Genomic DNA, 20,035 nt, shown 5'->3' on the forward strand with positions numbered 1-20,035 from the left:
GGCCTGAACTGGTGATCCGACGACAAGGCAGGCCATGGCCAGGCCGATGACGGCCCACCGTCTCGGTGTCGAAGCTAACCTCATGGTGCCGTTCTCCACTCCCCCGATTTCATTCACACCAAACGATGTGAACGTGCGGAGAGGCTAACCGGCAAGATCGACTTTGGCTACGAACAGTTTTCCCGAGGCAGGGTCGATTTGAGCACCCCTGGGGTCATATCGGGGCGATTCCCTGTCGCTCAGGCGACACTTTGCCGCGGTCGGAGGCCGCCGCTCCAGGCCGGCCCGGTCCGGCGAGAAAATCGAGAAAGTCTCCGACAGACGGCAACCCGCGGGCAGCGGATCGCATGTACCCGGATGTAGGTAGTGATCGCCACGATTCACAGGAGCTCGAGCATGTTGCGGGTAGTCATCGCCGACGGCCAGGAGATGGTCCGCGCCGGGTTCAAGATGATCCTCGAGGCCCAGCCGGACATCACCGTGGTGGCTGATGTCGCCGACGGGACCAAGGCGGTCGAGATGGCCCGGTCGATGCGGCCCGACGTCTGCCTGTTCGACATCCGGATGCCCGGCCTGGACGGCCTGGAGGCGACCCGGTGGCTGGCCGGTCCCGGGGTGACCGACCCGATCCCGGTCGTCGTGATCACCATGTTCGACCTTGACGAGGACGTACGTACGGCGTTGCAGTGCGGCGCGAGCGGCTTCCTGCTCAAGGACTGCGGCCCGGCGCTGCTGGTCGAGGCGGTCCGCGCCGCGGCCCGGGGTCACCTGCTGGTGGCGCCGCAGGTGACGGTGCGGTTGCTGCACCATCTCCGGACCAGCGCGCCGGCGGGGGCGCCGGGACCGCCGGTCGACCTGACCGAACGCGAGGCCGACGTGGTCCGGGGCGTGGCCGCGGGCTGGACCAACCAGGAGATCGCCGCCAACCTGTTCGTCGCGGTGTCGACGGTCAAGACACACCTCGCGGCGGCGCAGGCGAAAATCGCCGTACGCAACCGGGTCGAGGTCGCCTCCTGGGCCTGGCGCGCCGGCATCGCCGCCGGTTGACCGCCCGGCCCCGGGCTGCTCGCCGACCCCGATCGCTGTCTTCCTGGTGCCGCAGCACCACGCCGCGCGCGACCGGGATTCCCTCGGCGGCCAGGACTTTCTTGGTCACGTCAGGCTCGGCGCACGGCCCGCCGAACAGCACCGCGACAGTCAGGGCGGGGTTCACACAGTCCGGTTCCCGGGGATCCTGGGTGGTCACGACGGGACGTCCTCGAGCAGGCGCGGGGTCGGCGTCGACCGGAACTCGTCCGCGGTGACCGCACCGGAGATGCGTACTCGTCCGACCGCGGGCCGGCGACGACCCACGTGTGCGGGATGGACGGGGATGCCGACCGGCATGGCGACCATTCCGACCGCTCTCGGCCACGAGTACTGCTGATCGGGCTTCTGCTCGGGCGTCCCGCCGGTCGCGGCGGTGAGCAGGCCGACGAGGATGATCGCGCAAGCGGTCCACGCCCCGGCCGAGAGTCGTTCCCCGAGCACCAGAGTGCTCAGGAGCGCGGCGGCCAGCGGCTCGCCCAGACTCAGCGTGCCGGCGAGGTTGGCACTGACGCTCTGCAGACCTTTGGTGTAGAGGGCGTAGACAGCACCGGTGGTGATCAGGCCGAGCCAGGCGATGAGCGCGACGGTGCCGGGCTGGGCGATGTTGCCCGCGTCGCGGACGATCGCGGGAGCGAGCACTACCGAGCCGATCAACATGGTCAGGCCGGTGGAGACGTGGACATCGGGAACGTCTGCCGAAATCCTCTTCGACAGTACGGTGTAGCCGGCGAACACCGCGCCGGCCAGGACTCCCCAGGCGAGACCGGCCGGGTCGACCCTGGCGCCGGCGCCGGGGACCAGCAGCAGGAATGATCCGGCCACGGCGATGCCAGAGCCGATCAACCAGTTCCGGGTCAGCCGCTCGCCGTCGAATTTGCGTGCGGCCAACCCGGTGAACAGCGGCACGGTGGCGACGGCGACGACGGTGCCCATGGCGCCGCCGGTCAGCGTCACCGCTTTGAGGAAGCTGACCTGATAACCGGCGCTGAACAGCCCGGTCGCCACGAACAGCGACCACAACCGGAGCCCACGGACCGCCCGGAACGCGGCGCGGCTGCGCAGAGCCAGCACGATCAGCGCGAGGCCGCCGACCAGGTGGCGCCATCCCGCCAAGGCCGCGGGTCCGACCGCTCCGTCGAGGAGAACCTGAGCCGGCCCGATGGTGCCACCCAGAATCATCGCGGCCAGCACGAAGGCCGAACCGCGCCAGGTGCTTGCTGGAGCAGTCCGCTCGGGTGGTGTCGGCTTCATGCCTCAAAGGCTGGCGGACGAGGGCGGCGTTGCCTTCCTCCCGCGAGCTTGCGACGGCTCGGCTCGTGGCGGAGATCAGAAGCCGCTGCCTCGTACGAATGGTGGAGGAGTCACCGGGCGACACTCGCCGACGCGGGCCGGCAACGACTCGGGCCCGAGCGGAGACGTCGCGGTTATCGTTGACCGGTGATCGGCAACCTCGAGACGTTCCAGGACGAGCTGGCCGCCAGCGGGTTTCCCCGGCTGGTCAACAAGCGGGCCGGGGCCGGCTTCCAGGGCCGGGTCACCACCCGTGACCTCGGGTCGCTGCGGCTGTTCTCCCTCGAGACGCCCGAGAGCGCCTGCATCGGGCGGGAACGTGACGCTGTCGACGGCGAGAACCTGGCAATCAAGGTGATGACCCGGGGGCGGACGCGGATCGAGCAGGGGCGCGGCGACGCCGAACTCGGACCGGCCGACCTGGTGCTGCTCGATCCCACCCGTACGCTGCGGTTCGAGAGCACCGCCTCGGCGCACGTCACCATCCTGGTTCCGCACCGGGAGCTTCGGATCCGGCCCGCGCAGATCGACCGGCTCATCGGCGTACGCATCGACGGCAGCCACGGTCCGGGCGCGCTCGTCTCCGTGCTGGCCCGGGAGTTCACGCGCTCGGTGACCGAGCTTCGCGAGGCGGCGGCGCTGCGGTCGGCGGCGGCCGTCATCGAGCTGATCGCGGTCGCACTCGAGGCCCGGTTGGGTGACGAGGAACCGGCCCCGGACGAGGGGTTGCGGGACCGGATCGCCGGCTACATCGAGGCCCGGCTGGCCGATCCCGAGCTGTCCCCGCCCGGCATCGCCGCCGCCCACCACATCTCCGTACGCCGGTTGCACAAGCTGTTCGAGGACCAGCCGCTCACCGTCGCGGCCCTGATCCGGCGGCGCCGCCTGGAGCGCTGCCGGGCCGAGCTGACCGGCGGCGGACGGACGGTCACGGCCGTGGCCGCCCGCTGGGGATTCTCCGATCCCACTCATTTCAGCAAGCTCTTCAAGACGACGTACGGCTACAACGCCCGCGCACTGATAACCAGCAACCGTGCGCGGACGACCAAGACGCGCACGGCCCAGCCGGAACAGGATGGTGGTGACCAAGCAGGCAACAGGTAGGAGCAGTCGTGGCGAAGGTGAACATCGTCCGCCCCGGTGAGGGCGAGATCCTGGAGAGCGGACCGGCGCGGATCCGGGTCCTGGAGAACGGCGAACACACCGAGCACCGGCTGGGATTCGCCGAGATCACCATTCCGCCGGGTTTCCCGAGCCCGCTGCAGCACCGCCACGCCCAGCACGACGAGGGCTTCTACGTGCTCAAGGGAACCCTGCGCTTCACGATCGGCGAGGACGACTACGACGCCGGCCCCGGCACCTGGGTCATCGTGCCGACCGGGGCGCCGCACACCTTCGCGAACCCGGGCGACGAGACGGCGGTCATGCTGAACACCTTCACCCCCGACCTGTACATCCAGTACTTCCGCGACTTCAAGGCCCTCATCGATTCCGGCACGCCGGTCAACGCCGAGACCATGACCCCGTTGTGGAAGAACTACGCCACCGAGATCTCGACCGAATACACCTCGTGAAGCGCCTTCAGTACGACCGCGGCCGGGGCAGATCGAACGAGAGCGCCAAGGTGCTCCGATAGGCCGCACCACTTGACCGGGTGCTCTTCTCGAACGGCGGCGCTGCTGAATGCGCCCAGCAGCCGCCGGGCGTCGCGCTGGAGTCGAGGACGCCCCAGCCTTCGCTGGGAATCCATGAGCGCACGACTCCCGGATCGGCCATGCGAGAATTTTACCTACGGCTGGATGCTTCGATGTTCGATCGTCCGACTCGGGCGCGTCGGTCCGGGAGATCGCCCGCCGCGACCGGACGACCGGCGGCGGCGCGGGGCCGGCGCGCCTAGGCTGGAGCGCATGCTTCGCGACGACGATCTTGTTCTGCTCAGCCGCCCCCTGCACGCCTTCCTCACCGTCGCCCCGCGCGACGACCGCTGGCCCGCCCCGCGGCCGGTGTGGTTCGGCGTGAGCGCCGAGGGCAACCTGGAGATGTTCTCCGACCCCGGCGCCCCCAAGGTCGCTCGCCTGCGCGAGCAGCCCCGCGCGTCCGTGGTGGTCGCCGCCCCGACCGGCGAGCCCGAGCACTGGGTCGCCGTCGAGGGGCCGGTCACCCTGCACGACGACGGCGCCGACCTGGCGGCCCGGCTCGCCGACCGCTACTACGACATGACCGACCCCGCCCACCGGGAACTCGTCGCCGAGTGGCGGGCCGGCGGCATGGTGCGCATCGTCCTGCACCCCGAGAAGGTCAACCGCTTCGCCGTCTGACGCGGCCGTGCCGGCCACCCGCGGCCCCGATCAGGCGCCCCAGCCGGCCTGCTGACCGCCGACCCGGTCGGCGACGATCTTCTCCTGGTGACCGCTTCGCCGGTACGCCCGGACCGGGTCGGGGTCCAGGCCGGCGTCGGCCCGGACCTGCGCCAGCAACGGCCGTACGTCGGTGTTGTACGCGTCCATCAGCACCGAGTTGGCCTCCAGGACGTCGCCGTCGTTCTGCGCGCGGCCGAGCGCGTCCCGGTCGACCAGCAGCGCCTTGGCCGTGGCCTCCTGGATGTTCAGCACCGAGCGGATGATCGCCGGGATCTTCGCCTCGATGTTGTGGCACTGGTCCAACATGAAGTTGATGCCGTAGGCGGGATCGAGGGCGCCGGCGCGGACGATCTCGTACATGATCCGGAAGAGCTGGAACGGGTCCGCCGCCCCGGCCATCAGATCGTCGTCGGCGTAGAAGCGGCTGTTGAAGTCGAAGGCGCCGAGCTTCCCCTGGCGCAGCAGGAAGGCCACGATGAACTCGATGTTCGTGCCGGGAGCGTGGTGGCCGGTGTCGATGCACACCGTCGCCTTCTCGCCCAGCTCGACGCAGTGCGCGTAGGACGTGCCCCAGTCCGGGATGTCGGTGGCGTAGAAGGCCGGCTCGAACAGCTTGTACTCGAGCAGGATGCGCTGCTCGGCACCGAGCCGGTCATAGGTCTCGCGCAGCGCCGCGGCCAGCCGGTCCTGCCGGTTGCGCAGGTCGTCCTGGCCCGGGTAGTTGAGGCCGTCGGAGAACCACAGCTTCAGGTCCCGCGAGCCCGTCCGGTCCATGATGTCGATCGCCTCGAGCAGGTGATCGGTGGCCTTGCGTCGCACCCCGGCGTCCGGGTTGGTGACCGACCCCAGCTTGTAGTCGTCGTCCTGGAACACGTTGGTGTTGATGGCGCCGATGCGTACGCCCAGCGACGTCGCGTAGGCGCCCAGCTCGGCGTAGTCGTCCACCTTGTCCCACGGGATGTGCAGCGCCACCGTGGGCGCCACCCCCGTGAACCGGTGCACGGTGGCCGCGTCGGCGATCTTCTCCTGCGGGTTGCGGGGCACACCGGCCTGGGCGAAGACCTTGAACCGGGTGCCGGAGTTGCCGAAGGCCCAGGACGGGGTCTCGATCCGTTGGGCGGCGAGGGCTCGCCTGACGGTTGCCGGATCAGCCATGGGGATCACTTCTCTTCAGCCGGGTCGGACGTACTCCGCAGTTTGAAATGTTTCATGATGGCCCCGACGAACGTAAGTGGCGTCGGTCTGGAGTGTCAAGGATCGACGGCTGAGGTGTTGACCGGCCCCCGGCCGAGTCGTAACCTGCAACCGGTGTGAAACGTTTCACGTGCGGAGGTGTGCAGGATGCCCAAGTCGAACCCCGCCGTCAGCGACCTTCTGGCGCGCAGCAACCGCCTCGGCGCCGACCCTCGCAACACCAACTACGCCGGCGGCAACACCTCCGCGAAGGGGACGGGGATCGACCCGGTCACCAACGCGCCGACCGAGCTGCTCTGGGTCAAGGGTTCCGGCGGTGACCTGGGCACGCTTACCGAGGCCGGGCTCGCGGTGCTGCGGCTCGATCGCCTGCGCGCCCTGGCCGGGGTCTTCCCCGGCGTCGACCGCGAGGACGAGATGGTCACCGCGTTCGACTACTGCCTGCACGGCCGCGGCGGGGCCGCCCCCTCGATCGACACGGCCATGCACGGCCTGGTGGACGCGCCGCATGTCGACCATTTGCACCCCGATGCCGGCATCGCCCTGGCCACCGCCGCCGACGGCGCGGCCCGCACCGCGGAGATCTTCGGCGATCGGGTGCTCTGGGTGCCCTGGCGCCGCCCCGGATTCCAGCTCGGACTGGACATCGCCGCCGCGCGGCGGGCCCACCCCCAGGCCATCGGCGTCATCCTCGGCGGGCACGGCATCACCGCCTGGGGCGCCACCAGCGCCGAGTGCGAGGCCCACTCCCTCGAGATCATCAACACCGCCGCGGCCTGGATCGCCGAGCACGGCCGTCCGGCGCCGTTCGGCCCGCTGATCCACCCGGCACTGAACGATGAGGTACGGCGTGAGCGCGCCGCCGCCCTCTTCCCGGTCGTCCGGGGACTCGTCTCCACCGACCGGCCGCAGGTGGGTCACTACACCGACAGCGAGGTGGTGCTCGACTTCGTCGGCCGGGCGCGCATGCCCGAACTCGCCGCGCTCGGCACCTCCTGCCCGGACCACTTCCTGCGGACCAAGGTCACCCCGCTGGTGCTGGACACCGCACCGGACGCTCCGCCGGCGCAGGTCGAGGCCCGGCTCCGGGAACTGCACGCCGCCTACCGCGCGGACTATCGCGCCTACTACGAGCGGCACGCCGGCCCGGACAGCCCCGCCATGCGCGGCGCGGACCCGGCCATCGTGCTGGTCCCCGGCGTCGGCATGTTCAGCTTCGGCGCGACCAAGCAGACCGCCCGGGTCGCCGGCGAGTTCTACGTCAACGCCATCACCGTGATGTCCGGCGCCGAGGCGGTGTCCACCTACGCGCCGATCGACGAGGCGGAGAAGTTCCGGATCGAGTACTGGGCCCTGGAAGAGGCGAAACTCCAGCGCCTGCCGAAGCCCAAACCGCTGGCCACCCGGGTCGCGTTGGTCACCGGCGGCGGTTCGGGCATCGGCCGGGCGACCGCGCTGCGGCTCGCCGCCGAGGGCGCCTGCGTCGTCATCGCGGACCGGGACCTCGACGCCGCCCGGACGGTGGCGGCCGAAATCGGCGGCCCGGATGCGGCGCTGGCCGTCGCCGCCGACGTGACCGCCGAGGCGGAGGTCGCCGGCGCACTGCGGGAATCCGTGCTCGCCTTCGGCGGGGTGGACCTGGTGGTCAACAACGCCGGCCTGTCGATCTCCAAACCACTGCTCGAGACCACCGAGGCCGACTGGGACCTGCAGCACGACGTCATGGCCAAGGGCTCCTTCCTGGTCGCCAAGGCCGCCGCCGCCGTCATGATCGCGCAGGGGCTGGGCGGCGACATCATCTACATCTCCAGCAAGAACTCGCTCTTCGCCGGCCCCGACAACATCGCGTACGGCGCCGCCAAGGCCGACCAGGCGCACCAGGTCCGGCTCCTCGCCGCCGAGCTGGGCGGGCACGGCATCCGGGTCAACGGCATCAACCCCGACGGCGTGGTCCGCGGGTCCGGCATCTTCGCCGGCGGCTGGGGCGCCCGGCGCGCCGCCGTGTACGGCGTACCCGAATCCGAGCTCGGCGCCTTCTACGCCCAGCGCACCCTGCTCAAGCGCGAGGTGCTCCCGGAGCACGTGGCGAACGCGGTGTTCGTGCTCACCGGCGGCGAGCTGTCGCACACGACCGGCCTGCACATCCCGGTGGACGCCGGGGTTGCGGCGGCCTTCCTGCGGTGAAGACCTTCGCGGCGGTCGACCTCGGCGCGTCCAGCGGGCGCGTCATGGTCGGCCGGGCCGGCCCGGGGACCCTGTCGCTCGCCACGGCCCACCGGTTCGCCAACGAGGCGGTCCGGGCCGCCGGCACCCTGCACTGGGACATCCTCGGGCTGTACCGCGAGGTCCTGGCCGGGTTACGGCGGGCCGGCCCGGTCGACGGCATCGGCATCGACTCGTGGGCGGTCGACTACGGGTTGCTCGACGCCACCGGAGCCCTGCTCGGCAACCCGGTGCACTACCGCGACTCCCGGACCGACGGCGTGGCGGCCCGGGTCGCCGAGGTCGTCGGCGAGGACGAGCTCTACGCCCGGACGGGGTTGCAGAAGCTGCCGTTCAACACGATCTACCAACTCGTCGCGGCGGCCGGCACTCCCCAGCTGGAAGCGGCCCGGCAGCTGCTGCTGATCCCGGACCTGCTGGCGTACTGGTTGACCGGCCGGACAGGGGCGGAAATCACTAATGCTTCCACCACGCAGCTTCTCGACCTAGGCTCGGCCCGGTGGGCCGGAGAACTGATGACCACGCTCGGGATCCGGCCCACTCTCTTCCCGCCGTTGCGGGCGCCCGGCACGGTCATCGGCCCGGTGCTGCCCGACCTGGGTCTCGGCCGGGTGGACGTCATCGCGGTCGGATCGCACGACACCGCGTCGGCGGTCGTCGGCGTGCCCGCCGCCGGACCTGACTTCGCCTACATCTCCTGCGGCACCTGGTCGCTCGTCGGTGTCGAGCTGGACGCACCCGTGCTCACCGAGGCGTCCCGACGGGCCAACTTCACCAACGAGGCCGGCGTCGACGGCACCGTGCGCTATCTCCGCAACGTGATGGGGCTCTGGCCGTTGCAGGAGTGCCTGCGCGAGTGGGGATCCCCCGATCTGCCCGCGCTGCTCCGCGAGGCGGCCGCGGTGCCGGCCTTCCGGACCCTCGTCGACCTGGACGATCCGGTCTTCCTGCCGCCGGGCGACATGGTCGGGCGGCTGCGGAACGCGGGCGCGGACCCTTCGGCCGGGCCGGCGGAGATCGTGCGCTGCGTCCTGGACAGCCTGGCGCTCGCCCACCGCCGTGCGGTGCGTCAGGCCCAGGAACTGTCCGGACGGCAGGTCGACGCGGTGCACATCGTCGGCGGCGGCGCCCGCAACGAACTGCTCTGCCAGCTCACCGCCGATGCCTGCGGGTTGCCCGTACTGGCCGGCCCGGTCGAGGCGACCGCGCTCGGCAACGTGCTGATCCAGGCCCGCGCGGCCGGGGCCGTCGGCGGCGATCTACCGGCCCTGCGGGGGTTGCTGCGAGCGACTCAGCCGATCGTGCGCTACCGGCCGCGCGCCGCCACCGCGGCGGCATGGCCGGCAGCCGAGCGCCGGCTGCGGGCCTGACCGGCCCGAGCCGCTTCGGCGACGGTGCCGGGAAACGCACCGCCGCGCCGGGGCCGACGGCGTGCGAGGCCGAAGAATGGTTTTTAAAAGGCCTGCAACATATTGCGTGAGGCCCGTCTAATTAGAACTTGATCTAATTTGAAAAGGTTCGAGCAGCAGGGCCGATACGGCGCTTTTCCGCGGCCTGGAATTGACCCCTCGCATCACCTTTACGGCAGAAGAAATCAACCGTTAGGCCTGCTTTCCGGGCTCGCAAATCGGGCCCAAACCTGACATGACGGACGCCAATCAAGTTCATACATATTGAAGATCAACTGTCAAGGGACAATGAGCCGCACTCCCCCGGCGTTACCTTTCCTCGGCATTTCTTCGCCTCTGCTTGGGAGAGCATTTTGTCGAGAACCTCTGCGCGATCGCGCGGCGCCACGCCACCGTGGCGTGCCGGCGTGTCGTCGAGCTCACGATGGCTGGCCGCCGGGCTGCCCATCGCCCTGGTGTCCACCATGGCCGGCTTCCCGGCCGCGCCCGCGGCCGCCGCCGCCAAAGCGGCCGTGGCGGCCTCCGCCTGCCCGGCCTCCGTCGCCGACGAAGCAGCGGCGCTCATCACCGCGCGACTGTGCGACGGACCGGTCGGCATCGACGCCGCGACCTCGGAGACCGCGCTCGCGACGGCACTGCCGTCCGGGCAGGTGCAACGGACGATCTCCGCGGCCCCGGTGCGCGTGCGGCAGAACGGCCAGTGGGTGCCGGTCGACCTGACGCTGGTGCGCAACGCGGACGGCACGGTGTCACCGAAGGCGGCCCCATCGGGCCTGGTGATCTCCGGCCCCCAGACCGATGCGGGTGAACACCCGCTCGCCACCGCGGGCACCGGCGTCCACCAGGTCTCGATGGCCTGGACCGGCAAGCTCGCCGAGCCCGTCCTCGACGGGGACCGTGCCACCTACCCGGAGGCCATGCCCGGCGTGGATCTGGTGGTCCAGGGCACCCGCGCAGGTGCCGAGACCTTCCTGATCGTCAAGACGAAGGCGGCCGCGGCTCAGGTCACCGGCCTCAAGCTGCCGGTCACCGGGACCGCCGTCGCGTCCTACCGCGACGACGCGGCCGGCAACGTCACCCTGCTCGACGCCGGCAACCGGCCGGTCGCCACCGCGCCGCAACCCCTGATGTGGGACGCGCGAACGGTGGCCGGCACCGGTGAGCCCGCCGACGTACGCGCGGTCGGCTCCCGCACGGTCAAGCACGCGGCCCGGTCGAAGAAGCCGCGCAAGGCCCTCGACGGGGCCGGCGTCGAGCGGATCATCGCACCGGCGGCCGGCTTCTTCGCCGACCCGGCGACCCGTTATCCGGTGACGATCGACCCGCAGATCAACCCGCTGTCGACGACGTTCGACACCTACGTCCGGCAGAACGACACCGTCGACCGCAGCGGCGCCAACGACCTCGAGCTGGGCGTGGTGTCCGGCAACGCGACCCGGTCGTTCGTCCACTGGGACACCAGCGCGATTCGCGGCAAGCAGATCACCTCGGCCTCGGTCTACTTCTGGAACTGGTGGTCGCCGTCGTGCAGCACGGCGCAATGGGAGATCTGGACCACCGGTGCCGCCAGTGCCGACACCCGATGGGGATCGCAGCCCGCGTGGAACACCAAGGAAGCCACCTCGACCGGCACCAAGGGCTTCAGCTCCGCCTGCGACGACGCCTGGGTGAGCATCAACGGGCAGTCGTTCTTCCAGCGGGCGGCCGACAACTGGCAGTCCTCCCGGGCCTACATGGGTATCCGCGCCACCAGCGAGACCGACGGTAACGCGTTCAAGCAGTTCCGGTCCCGCAACGCGGCGGACTCCAGCCAGGTGCCGTACGCGGTGGTGAACTACAACTCGTACCCGACCGTGCAAGCCGTCGCGACCTCACCGGCGGCGGCGTGCGCGACCGGAGCGAACCGGCCGTACCTCAACACGCTCACGCCGACGCTCAAGGCGACCCTGACCGACGCCGAGTCGAGCCCGGTCAAGGGCACCTTCGAGTGGTACAACTCGGCCGGCACCAAGCTGGGCGGCGCCACCACCGCCACCGCCGCGTCCGGTTCGGTGGTCTCCACGACCGTGCCCGCCGCGGTGATGACCAACGGCGGCTGGTACTCGTGGCGGGTGCAAGCCAACGACGGCACCGTCGGCGGTGACTGGTCCGGCAAGTGCGAGTTCGTCGTCGACACCACCGTCCCGACCGTCGGGCCCAAGCTGAGCTCCTCGACCTACCCGACCGGCGGCTCGGGCGGCGGCCCCGGCGTGGCCGGCACGTTCAGCTTCGACGCCAACGGTACGACCGACGCGGCCGCGTTCCTGTACGGGCTGGACACCAACCCGCCCACCACCGCGGTCAACGCGTCCACGCTCGGCGGCAGCGCCACCGTCGCCATCGCTCCGGCCACCGGCGGAACGCACACCTTGTACGCGCGCTCCCGGGACCGGGCCGGGAACCTGTCGCCGATCACGTCGTACCCGTTCACGGTCAGCAACGTCATCGGCACCATGGCATCCCCGAGGACCGGCGACCTGTCAGCCGGCAAGGTCACGCTCTCCAGCGCCGGCGCGGCCACCTCGACCGCGGTGACGTACCAGTGGCGCCGGGCCGAGACCGACACCTGGACCACCGTCCCCGCCGCCGATGTGGTCCCGAGCTCCGGCGGCGGCACCGTGACGTGGCCGCTGGCGACCACGGGCAGCGGCAAGTTCGCGGACCTGACCTGGAACATCGAGAACACCGTCAACGCCGCCGAGGCGGGACCGGACGCTCTTGACGGACCGGTGGAGGTGCGGGCCTCCTACACCGGCGGAACCTCCGGCACCAGCGACACCGTCCGCCTGGCACTGGACCGCAACCGCGCCGACGCCCCCAGCTCGCAGGTCGGTGCCGGTGACGTCAACCTGCTCACCGGCAACCTGTCGGTGAGCACCTCCGACGCGCAGGCGGCCGGCCCGCTCAGCGTCGGGCGTACCTTCAACACCCGTCAGGCCGGCATCGTGGACCCGCTCTTCGGCCCGGGGTGGGTGTCGAGCGCCGCCGTGGCAGCCCCGGACACCTACCGGACCCTGACAGTCGCCGGCAGCCTGGTGCAGATCGGCATCCCGGACGGCAACACCCTGGGCTTCACCAAGCGGGCGAGCACCTCCACCGGCGCCACCTTCGCCCCGCAGGTCGGTGACGAGGCCCTGACGCTGGAGTACTTCAGCGGCGCCGACCAGTACGTGCTGACCGCCGGCAGCGGCAACAGCACCACCTTCACCCGAGCCACCGGCGACCCCGCCGGCGTCTACTCCCCCACCTCGGCGGTCGAGGTCGGCACCGGCAACACCACCGCGCTGTACTGGACCAAGTCGACCGTCAACGGCACGGACATGGTGCGGCCGACCCAGGTCGTGGCGCCCGCGCCGGCCGGGGTCAACTGCGCGAAGACCGCCGGCAACGACCCGCTGACCACCAAGGGCTGCAAGACCCTGACGTACGCCTACGCCACCACGACGACGGCTACGGCGTCGGCGGCCGGTGACTACGCCGGGCGGCTGCAGCAGCTGTACTACACCGCCTACGACCCGGCGAAGTCGGCCATGGCCACGGTGGTCGTCGCCGGCTACAGCTATGACCCCAACGGCCGGCTGTCGGCCTCGTGGGACCCGCGCCTGGCCTACCCCGACGGCACCGGAATCCACCAGCTCGCCACCGGTTACACGTACGACGCCGACGGCATCCTGTCGACCCTCACCCCGCCGGGGCAACTGCCCTGGCAGCTGGCGTACACCACGGTGCCCGGCGACGCCGGCAAGGGCCGGCTGGCCAAGGTCACCCGGTCGGCGCTGTCCGCCGGCACCGCCGTGACCAGCATCGTCTACCGGGTTCCGCGCACCGGGACCGGCGCGCCGGCGGACCTGTCCGCCGGGCAGACCGCCCGGTGGGGTCAGAACGTCGCCCCGGTGGACGCGACCGCGGTGTTCCCGCCGACCCAGGTGCCGGACGGCAACCAGGCCCTCGGGACCATGCCGAGCAGTTGGCGCCAGGCCCAGGTCACCTATCTCGACGGCAATGCCCGCGAGGTCAACGATCTGCAGCCGGGATCGCACATGACCGCCACCCGGTACGACACGTTCGGCAACGTGACGCAGGAACTGACCGCCGCCAACCGGGAGCGGGCGCTGGGCTCCTCCGCCTCGGACACCGCCGCGGCCGAGGCCACCCTGGCCGCGAACCTGTCCACCGTCACGCGCTACAGCAGCGACGGCGAGCGCGTCGTCGACACCCTCGGCCCCGAGCACGACGTGGTGCTGTCCGACTGGAGCACCGACCGGGCGCGTACCCACACCACCTACCGCTACGACGAGAACGCGAAGGACCCGAGCCAGACCTACAACCTGGTCACCAGCAAGATCGAATCGACGCAGTACTTCGACAGCACCGGCAAGGCCGTCGACGCCGACAGCCGGACGACGACCACCCAGTACGACTGGGACCTCCGTCAGCCCACGGCCGTCATCGTCGACCCGCAGGGGCTGGCGCTGAAGACCCGGATGACCTACGACCCGGCCGGCCGACCGACCACCACCACGCTGCCCGCCGGTGACGGCACCACCGCCGCCACCCGTACCGTCCTCTACTACCGGGCCGGGACCGGCTCCGGCGACGACGCCTGCGACAACCACGCGGAATGGGTCGACCTGCCCTGCCGCACCGTGGCCGCCGCCCAGACCAGCAGCGACCCGGAACTGCCGACCACCTACACCAGGTACGACATGTACGGTCAGCCGACCGTCCTGACGGAGACCAACAGCGGCGGGACCCTGCGGACCACCACCATCGGCTACGACGTGGCCGGTCGGCCCGCCTCGGCGACGATGAGCGCGACCGCCGACCTCGGCACGCCGGTGGAGAAGCGGCGCTCGGTCTACGACACCGCAACCGGCCAGCTCGTGCGTACCGAGCAACTGAACGCCTCGGACGTGGTCACCGCCACCATCGTGCGCACCGTCGACACCCTCGGGCGGATCACCTCGTACACGGACGCCGCCGGCAACCTGTCCACGACGTCCTACGACGTCGCCTCGCGTACCCAGGGCGTCGACGACGGCAAGGCGGTCCGGACGTTCTCCTACGACGACGCCGGTGACGGGCGCGGCCTGCCCAACCAGGTCGTCGACGGCCAGGCCGGCACCTTCACCGCGGCCTACGACGCCGACGGACAGATCAAGACCGAGAACCGGCCGGACGGGCTCACCGTCAACCGCTACTACGACGAGGAAGGAGCGGCCACCGGGATCGAATACCTGCGGGGTACGACGACGGTCTACGCCGACCATGTCGGTGTGCAGGCCCAGGGGCAGTGGCAATGGCAGTGGAGCACGCTGCAGGATGCCGACTACCTGTACGACGCGGCCGGCCGGCTCTCGACCGCCGACCAGACCGTCGGCACCGGTGGCTGCCAGAGCCGCAAGTACACGCTCGACAAGAACAGCAACCGCACCGGGCTCACGACCTACGGCCCGGGAACCGGTGGGGCCTGCCAGCTGACCTCGCCGTCGGCCACCCGGGCGTGGACCTTCGACGAGGCGGACCGCACCAGCTCGAGCGGCTACCAGTACGACAACCTCGGCCGGGCGCTGACCGTGCCCGCCGCGGACGTCTCGGGTGGCGCGGACGCGGCCATGACGTACTACGCCAACGACCTGACCCGCACCATCACGCAGGGCACCAGCAGCACGACGTCCACGCTGGACGTGCTGGCCAGCCGGTTCGGCGGATACAGCAACACCGTCGCCGGCACGACCGTGACCCATGTCAACCACTACGCCGACGACTCCGACAACCCCGCCTGGATCGCCGACGGCACCGCGTACACCCGCGCCGTCAAGGGCCTGGGCGGCCTGGAGGCGCTGTACACCGGAACGAGCGGCCAGCTGGAATGGCAGATCACCGATCTGCACGACGACGTCGTGGCCATGGCGCTGGGCGGCACGGCCGGCCTCACCGCGACGTACGCCTTCGACGAGTACGGGGTCGCCGGCAACGGCTCACCCCGGTACGGCTACCTCGGTGCGGACCAACGCTCGGCCGACAACACCGGTGGCGTCCTCACCATGGGCGTCCGGCTCTACAGCCCGGCCACCGGACGGTTCCTGCAGACCGACCCGGTCGTGGGCGGTAACGCCAACCCGTACGACTACTGCGTCGGCAACCCCGTCGGCTGCACGGACACGACCGGCAAGAAGCACATCATCCGCAAGCCCGGCGCCCACTGGTACTCGCCGACCAGCTACATCTTCAGTCGCGACATCACGAACCGGGTGGGCTACCTGTTCAACTACTACGGCAACGGCTCCGCCGCCCTCGCCGCCGCGTACGGCGCACTGCTGTGCACCGCGGGTTCTCCCCTCGCCATGGCCGCGTGCGGACTGGTCTTCCTGTTGTCCGAGGCCTACATCGCCGGACACTTCAAGGCGGCCCGCGACCAGAACGGATGCCTCGGCATCAACAACTACGGCTACATGTTCACCGACCACTCCAAGTACTGTCACAGGACGTGACGCACGTGTCAGACACGCAGACGAAGCGGAAGAAGTTCGCGGTCATCGCGGTCATCGAGGCCGCCCTGATAGTTCAGGTGATCGCGACGGTGGTGGCGGACCCGACGAGGACCCGCATCATGGCCTCACTGGTCGAACTCGTGATCATCACTGCGGCGCTCGCCGTCAGCTGGTGGGTCATCCTGCACCGCAAGTGAACAGCCGCCGGGCCCTTCCCCCACGGGCGAGGGCCCGGCGCTGACCGGTCATCCGCGGCGCAGCCAGGGCTGCAAGATCCGGGTGATCCGCGGGAGCACGAGGTAGGTCATGATCGGCGTCAGCACCAGCGTGCTGATCAGGGTGCGCAGCACCAGGTTGAGGGCGGCCAGGTGAGGTGCCAGCAGCCCGCCGGAGAGCAGACTGACCGGGAAGAAGCCGAGCCAGATGGTGATCGCCTGCTTCCACCGGGCCGGCGCGGCCGGCGCCGGCTGATCGACCTGCAGCTCCCGCGGCGGGTCGAACCAGCCCTCGATCCCGGTGCGCTTCTCCATCCGGGTGTGCTCGACGAAGCCCTCGGCCGAGGAGAGCCACCACTTGCGCTGCGGCGACTCCTCCCAGCCGCGCAGCGCGCCGGCGTCGGCGAAGCGGTAGAGCATGTGCCACTCCGGCGAGCTCGGCTCCGGCCGGACCCAGCCGGTGCCGAGGAACCCCGGGAAGGTCTCGGCCAGCGAGGCGCCGGCCCGGACCCAGGCGTTCATCTCCGCGTCCCGCGACGGAGCGACCCGCCGGGTGATGGCGACGGTGACGGCTAGCTGCGGCGACAACTTCATGTCTCACATTGTGGTAAGCCCGCATTTCCGGCGTGCGTCATCCCGCGGATAAGTGTCGTGCCCCACGCGGCCGATAGTTTCCTGCGCGTCAGGCTGGGCAGACGATGAGGTACCGACCGGTGCTGAGCACAGAAGCAGGAGAGACAACCATGGCGGCAGGACAGCTGACCGAGGACGGGCGGGCCCGCGTGCTCGCCGACGGCAACCAGATTCCGCTGCTCGCGCTGGGGGTGTGGCAGGTGCCGGACGGGCCCGAGTGCGAGAAAGCGGTGCGCTGGGCGCTGGAAGCGGGCTACCGCCACATCGACACCGCGCAGGCGTACGGCAACGAGGCGAGCGTCGGGCGGGCGCTGCGCGACAGCGGTGTCGCCCGGCAGGACGTGTTCATCACGACGAAGTTCTACCCGGGCTCGCGCGATCCGGAGGCCGAGGCGCAGCGCAGCCTCGAGCGACTCGGTGTGGAGTCCGTCGACCTGTACATCGTGCACTGGCCGCAGGGCGGGCCGACCTGGGCCTGGGACGGCATGCAGCGCGCCCACGAGAAGGGCTACGCGCGCTCGATCGGCATCTCCAACTTCAGCGCGTCCGAGGTCGACGCCCTGCTCAAGGCGGCCGAGGTGGCCCCGGTGGTCAACCAGGTTCAGTTCAGCCCGTTCGAGTTCCGTCGCGATCTGCTGTCGGCCTGCGAACAGCGGGGCCTGGCCCTCGAGGCCTACAGCCCGCTGGGGACCGGCCGTCATCTCAGTGACCAGCGGGTGGCCGAGATCGCCGAGCGGCTGGGCCGCACCCCGGCGCAGGTGCTGATCCGCTGGGCGGTGCAGCGTGGCCTGATCGTGCTGCCCAAGTCCACTCATCGTGAGCGGATCGAGGAGAACGCAAAGGTCTTCGACTTCGAGTTGACCGCCGCGGACATGAGCACGCTGGACGGCCTGGACGGCACCGGCGGCACGGACCGCGCCCTGGAGCAGACCTGGTGGTGAACGACGCTTGAGACCGCCGCCCGGGCCTTGTCCCCCAGGGTCCGGGCGTGCCGTCGTCGCCTCGACAAGGATCCAACACCGACATCGACAAATGTGCTGCTCGGGGTGGAGAGACCCGGGTCTCCTCGCGTCCAGGGTGCCGGACATGGCCGACGACGCACTCGCGCAGGAACTGATCGACATGACCGACGAAGACCGGCTTCTGCAGCCCGGCGCGCTCGGCGCCAAGCACACGCCGGCCCGAGCATCCCGGCCGGGCGGCGCATCGCGTTCGTCCCCCAGGGACCGGACGATCTGATGGCGTCGGTCCACCCCGCCGACGCGGACGGCACCGGGGCCAGGCGACCGACTCAGGTACCGTGCGGCCCCCGGCATTCCCCCGCCGGTCGTAGTATCGTTCGCCGCGATGACCTGCGATCGGATCGGCGAAGGCGCGGCCCGATGAGGGCACCGCTGCGGCCGAGTGACCCACGGTACCTGGGTGTTTACCGTCTGCAGGCGCGCCTCGGTCAGGGCGGCATGGGCACCGTCTATCTCGCCCACGACCCGCACGGGCGGCCGGTCGCCATCAAGACGGTCAAGCCCGAGTTCGCGTACGAGGAGGAGTTCCGCGCCCGGTTCCGCAGCGAGGTGAACCGCGCTCGCCAGGTGCCGCCGTTCTGCACCGCCGAACTCCTCGACGCCGACGCCGACCACGAGACGCCCTACCTCGTCGTGGAGTACGTCGACGGCCCCAGCCTGTCCGAGGTGGTCACCGAGCAGGGGCCGTTGACCGGTGGCAACCTGCACAGCGTGGCGGTCGGGGTGGCCACCGCGCTGGCCGCCATCCACGGCGCCGGGGTGATCCACCGCGATCTCAAGCCGGCAAACGTGCTGTTCGCGCTGGGCACGCCGAAGGTGATCGACTTCGGCATCGCGCGGGCGTTCGAGGCGACCAGCCAGCACACCGGCACCGATCAGATGGTCGGCACGGTCGCCTACATGGCTCCGGAACGCTTCGACAACGACGCCGGCCGGATCGGGCCGGCCGCGGACGTGTTCGCGTGGGGCGTGGTCGTCACGTACGCGGGGACCGGGCGAACCCCGTTCGGCGGTGACTCCGCGGCGGCCACGGCCGGCGCCATCCTGACCCGCCCGCCGCGGCTCGACGGGCTGTCGGCGCCGCTTCGGGACCTGGTCGCGCGAACCCTGGACAAGGACCCGGCCCGCCGGCCGACTGCCTTCGACCTGCTCGACGAACTGGTCACCGCGGGTGCGCCGACGACCGTCGGCCGGGCCGAGCGGCCGGAGCCGGAACGGGCGGCCCAGGCGGCCCGGCACGCATCGGCGAACCCGGACACCGGCCGGCCGGCCCGCCGACGGCGTACCGCGATCGCGCTGACGGCCGTGGGTGTCCTCGCCATCGCCGGCGGCGTCCTGTCCCTCAGCCCGACTCAGCGGCTGCTGTCCGGGGAGCCGCCCCGCGATTCGGTGGCCGCGCCCGGTGCGGCGGCCTCCGGCACGCCGAGCGGCGGTGCGCCGTCGAGGTCGACCACCTCGTCGCGGGCCGCCGAAGCGCCGCAGGCAGCCCCGACCTCGCGCGCCGGTAAGGAACCGGTCGACGCACCGACCATCGGCAAGACGCCCCCGGCCGCACTGTGCCGCGACTCCGACGTGGAGATCACCATCACCGCGCAGAGCGACGACGTGACCGCGGCGGGTACGCAACGCGGGCTGCTCTCGGTCGCCAACCGATCGGGCGCCGCCTGCCGGATCGACGGCCGTGTCGTCGTCGGTCTCTACAACGCCGCGGACGAACGCGTGCCGGTGCCGGCGACCCCGGTCGACGAGCCCGGCGAGGCCGTCGACATCCTCCTGCGGCCCGGCACCGGAGCGTTCCAGGGCATCAAGTGGGAGACGTGCGACCGGGCCGACGCCGACTGCCCGACCGGCAACACGCTGCGCGGCAGCCTCGGGTCGGGCCGGGGCGTGGTCGCGACGCTGGCGGACTTCCCCGACCCCAGCCGCAGCCTCATCACCATGAAGTCGCTGAAGATCGGCACCGTGCAGCCGAGCACCCAGGGTGTCGTGGCCTGGTGACCCGGGCGGCCGGCGCCCGCCGGCCGGGCCAGGTCCGTCGGGCCGGGTCGGCTCCTTGTCCGGTCACGT

At 71.0% G+C, this 20,035-nt stretch carries 15 protein-coding genes; 11 read left to right on the plus strand and 4 right to left on the minus strand.

The window, feature by feature from the left end:
* The first annotated feature begins 396 nt into the window (after positions 1–396).
* Entirely contained in the window at positions 397–1,047 is a 651-nt protein-coding gene (locus tag Afe05nite_RS25095; RefSeq protein WP_203819648.1) for a response regulator, read from the plus strand.
* Positions 1,048–1,242: 195 nt separating this feature from the next.
* Here the strand turns inward: Afe05nite_RS25095 and Afe05nite_RS25100 are convergent, their stop codons facing one another.
* Positions 1,243–2,340, minus strand: a complete 1,098-nt coding sequence (locus Afe05nite_RS25100) for a DMT family transporter (protein ID WP_203819649.1) — start codon at positions 2,338–2,340, stop codon at positions 1,243–1,245.
* A 186-nt stretch (positions 2,341–2,526) separates the two neighbouring features.
* On the opposite strand from Afe05nite_RS25100, the gene Afe05nite_RS25105 reads away from it, so the two are divergent.
* The gene (locus Afe05nite_RS25105; protein ID WP_203819650.1) at positions 2,527–3,483 is read left to right on the plus strand and encodes a helix-turn-helix domain-containing protein; all 957 of its coding nucleotides are present in this window, start codon (positions 2,527–2,529) and stop codon (positions 3,481–3,483) included.
* Between the two features lie 8 nt (positions 3,484–3,491).
* A complete protein-coding gene (locus tag Afe05nite_RS25110; protein WP_203819651.1) occupies positions 3,492–3,953 on the plus strand; it encodes a cupin domain-containing protein in 462 nt (153 codons plus the stop codon).
* Positions 3,954–3,960: 7 nt separating this feature from the next.
* On the opposite strand, the gene Afe05nite_RS25115 is transcribed toward Afe05nite_RS25110, so the two are convergent.
* On the minus strand, positions 3,961–4,155 hold the full coding sequence (locus tag Afe05nite_RS25115; protein ID WP_203819652.1) for a hypothetical protein: 195 nt from the start codon (positions 4,153–4,155) through the stop codon (positions 3,961–3,963).
* Positions 4,156–4,286: 131 nt separating this feature from the next.
* On the opposite strand from Afe05nite_RS25115, the gene Afe05nite_RS25120 reads away from it, so the two are divergent.
* Positions 4,287–4,697, plus strand: coding sequence for a pyridoxamine 5'-phosphate oxidase family protein (locus Afe05nite_RS25120; protein WP_203819653.1), 411 nt, complete (start codon positions 4,287–4,289; stop codon positions 4,695–4,697).
* A gap of 30 nt (positions 4,698–4,727) precedes the next feature.
* Here Afe05nite_RS25120 and rhaI read toward each other — a convergent pair whose 3' ends face one another.
* Entirely contained in the window at positions 4,728–5,894 is a 1,167-nt protein-coding gene (rhaI, locus tag Afe05nite_RS25125) for an L-rhamnose isomerase (RefSeq protein WP_203819654.1), read from the minus strand.
* Between the two features lie 186 nt (positions 5,895–6,080).
* Between rhaI and Afe05nite_RS25130 the strand changes: the two genes are divergently transcribed.
* From Afe05nite_RS25130 to Afe05nite_RS25145, 4 genes are all read left to right on the plus strand, one after another.
* Positions 6,081–8,117 carry a bifunctional aldolase/short-chain dehydrogenase gene (locus tag Afe05nite_RS25130; protein ID WP_203819655.1) on the plus strand — a complete coding sequence of 679 codons (2,037 nt, stop codon included), beginning with the start codon at positions 6,081–6,083 and terminating at the stop codon, positions 8,115–8,117.
* A complete protein-coding gene (locus Afe05nite_RS25135) occupies positions 8,114–9,526 on the plus strand; it encodes a rhamnulokinase (RefSeq protein ID WP_239118174.1) in 1,413 nt (470 codons plus the stop codon). Before Afe05nite_RS25130 ends, Afe05nite_RS25135 begins: the two co-directional genes overlap by 4 nt.
* Positions 9,527–9,972: 446 nt before the next feature.
* Entirely contained in the window at positions 9,973–16,098 is a 6,126-nt protein-coding gene (locus Afe05nite_RS25140; RefSeq protein WP_203819656.1) for an RHS repeat-associated core domain-containing protein, read from the plus strand.
* Positions 16,095–16,295: a hypothetical protein gene (locus tag Afe05nite_RS25145; RefSeq protein ID WP_203819657.1), complete on the plus strand. Its 201-nt coding sequence runs from the start codon at positions 16,095–16,097 to the stop codon at positions 16,293–16,295. The genes Afe05nite_RS25140 and Afe05nite_RS25145 overlap by 4 nt, the downstream gene beginning before the upstream one ends.
* A 48-nt stretch (positions 16,296–16,343) precedes the next feature.
* Here Afe05nite_RS25145 and Afe05nite_RS25150 read toward each other — a convergent pair whose 3' ends face one another.
* Positions 16,344–16,907, minus strand: coding sequence for an antibiotic biosynthesis monooxygenase (locus Afe05nite_RS25150; protein ID WP_203819658.1), 564 nt, complete (start codon positions 16,905–16,907; stop codon positions 16,344–16,346).
* Between the two features lie 149 nt (positions 16,908–17,056).
* Here Afe05nite_RS25150 and Afe05nite_RS25155 point away from each other — a divergent pair, with 149 nt between their 5' ends.
* From Afe05nite_RS25155 to Afe05nite_RS25165, 3 genes are all read left to right on the plus strand, one after another.
* Positions 17,057–17,887: an aldo/keto reductase gene (locus Afe05nite_RS25155; protein WP_203819659.1), complete on the plus strand. Its 831-nt coding sequence runs from the start codon at positions 17,057–17,059 to the stop codon at positions 17,885–17,887.
* Between the two features lie 145 nt (positions 17,888–18,032).
* On the plus strand, positions 18,033–18,185 hold the full coding sequence (locus Afe05nite_RS25160) for a hypothetical protein (RefSeq protein WP_203819660.1): 153 nt from the start codon (positions 18,033–18,035) through the stop codon (positions 18,183–18,185).
* A gap of 143 nt (positions 18,186–18,328) precedes the next feature.
* A complete protein-coding gene (locus Afe05nite_RS25165; RefSeq protein WP_203819661.1) occupies positions 18,329–19,966 on the plus strand; it encodes a protein kinase domain-containing protein in 1,638 nt (545 codons plus the stop codon).
* Positions 19,967–20,035: the final 69 nt, after the last annotated feature.

This window comes from Paractinoplanes ferrugineus, from assembly GCF_016862195.1.
GTDB classification, from domain to species: Bacteria; Actinomycetota; Actinomycetes; order Mycobacteriales; family Micromonosporaceae; genus Actinoplanes; species Actinoplanes ferrugineus.

Bases quoted from the DNA above. Each gene is read 5' to 3' on its own strand.
- Afe05nite_RS25095 (WP_203819648.1), top strand. From the start codon at position 397: ATGTTGCGGGTAGTCATCGCCGACGGCCAGGAGATGGTCCGCGCCGGG.
- Afe05nite_RS25100 (WP_203819649.1), bottom strand. From the start codon at position 2,340: ATGAAGCCGACACCACCCGAGCGGACTGCTCCAGCAAGCACCTGGCGC.
- Afe05nite_RS25115 (WP_203819652.1), bottom strand. From the start codon at position 4,155: ATGGCCGATCCGGGAGTCGTGCGCTCATGGATTCCCAGCGAAGGCTGG.
- Afe05nite_RS25120 (WP_203819653.1), top strand. From the start codon at position 4,287: ATGCTTCGCGACGACGATCTTGTTCTGCTCAGCCGCCCCCTGCACGCC.
- rhaI (WP_203819654.1), bottom strand. From the start codon at position 5,894: ATGGCTGATCCGGCAACCGTCAGGCGAGCCCTCGCCGCCCAACGGATC.
- Afe05nite_RS25130 (WP_203819655.1), top strand. From the start codon at position 6,081: ATGCCCAAGTCGAACCCCGCCGTCAGCGACCTTCTGGCGCGCAGCAAC.
- Afe05nite_RS25150 (WP_203819658.1), bottom strand. From the start codon at position 16,907: ATGAAGTTGTCGCCGCAGCTAGCCGTCACCGTCGCCATCACCCGGCGG.
- Afe05nite_RS25155 (WP_203819659.1), top strand. From the start codon at position 17,057: ATGGCGGCAGGACAGCTGACCGAGGACGGGCGGGCCCGCGTGCTCGCC.
- Afe05nite_RS25160 (WP_203819660.1), top strand. From the start codon at position 18,033: ATGGCCGACGACGCACTCGCGCAGGAACTGATCGACATGACCGACGAA.
- Afe05nite_RS25165 (WP_203819661.1), top strand. From the start codon at position 18,329: ATGAGGGCACCGCTGCGGCCGAGTGACCCACGGTACCTGGGTGTTTAC.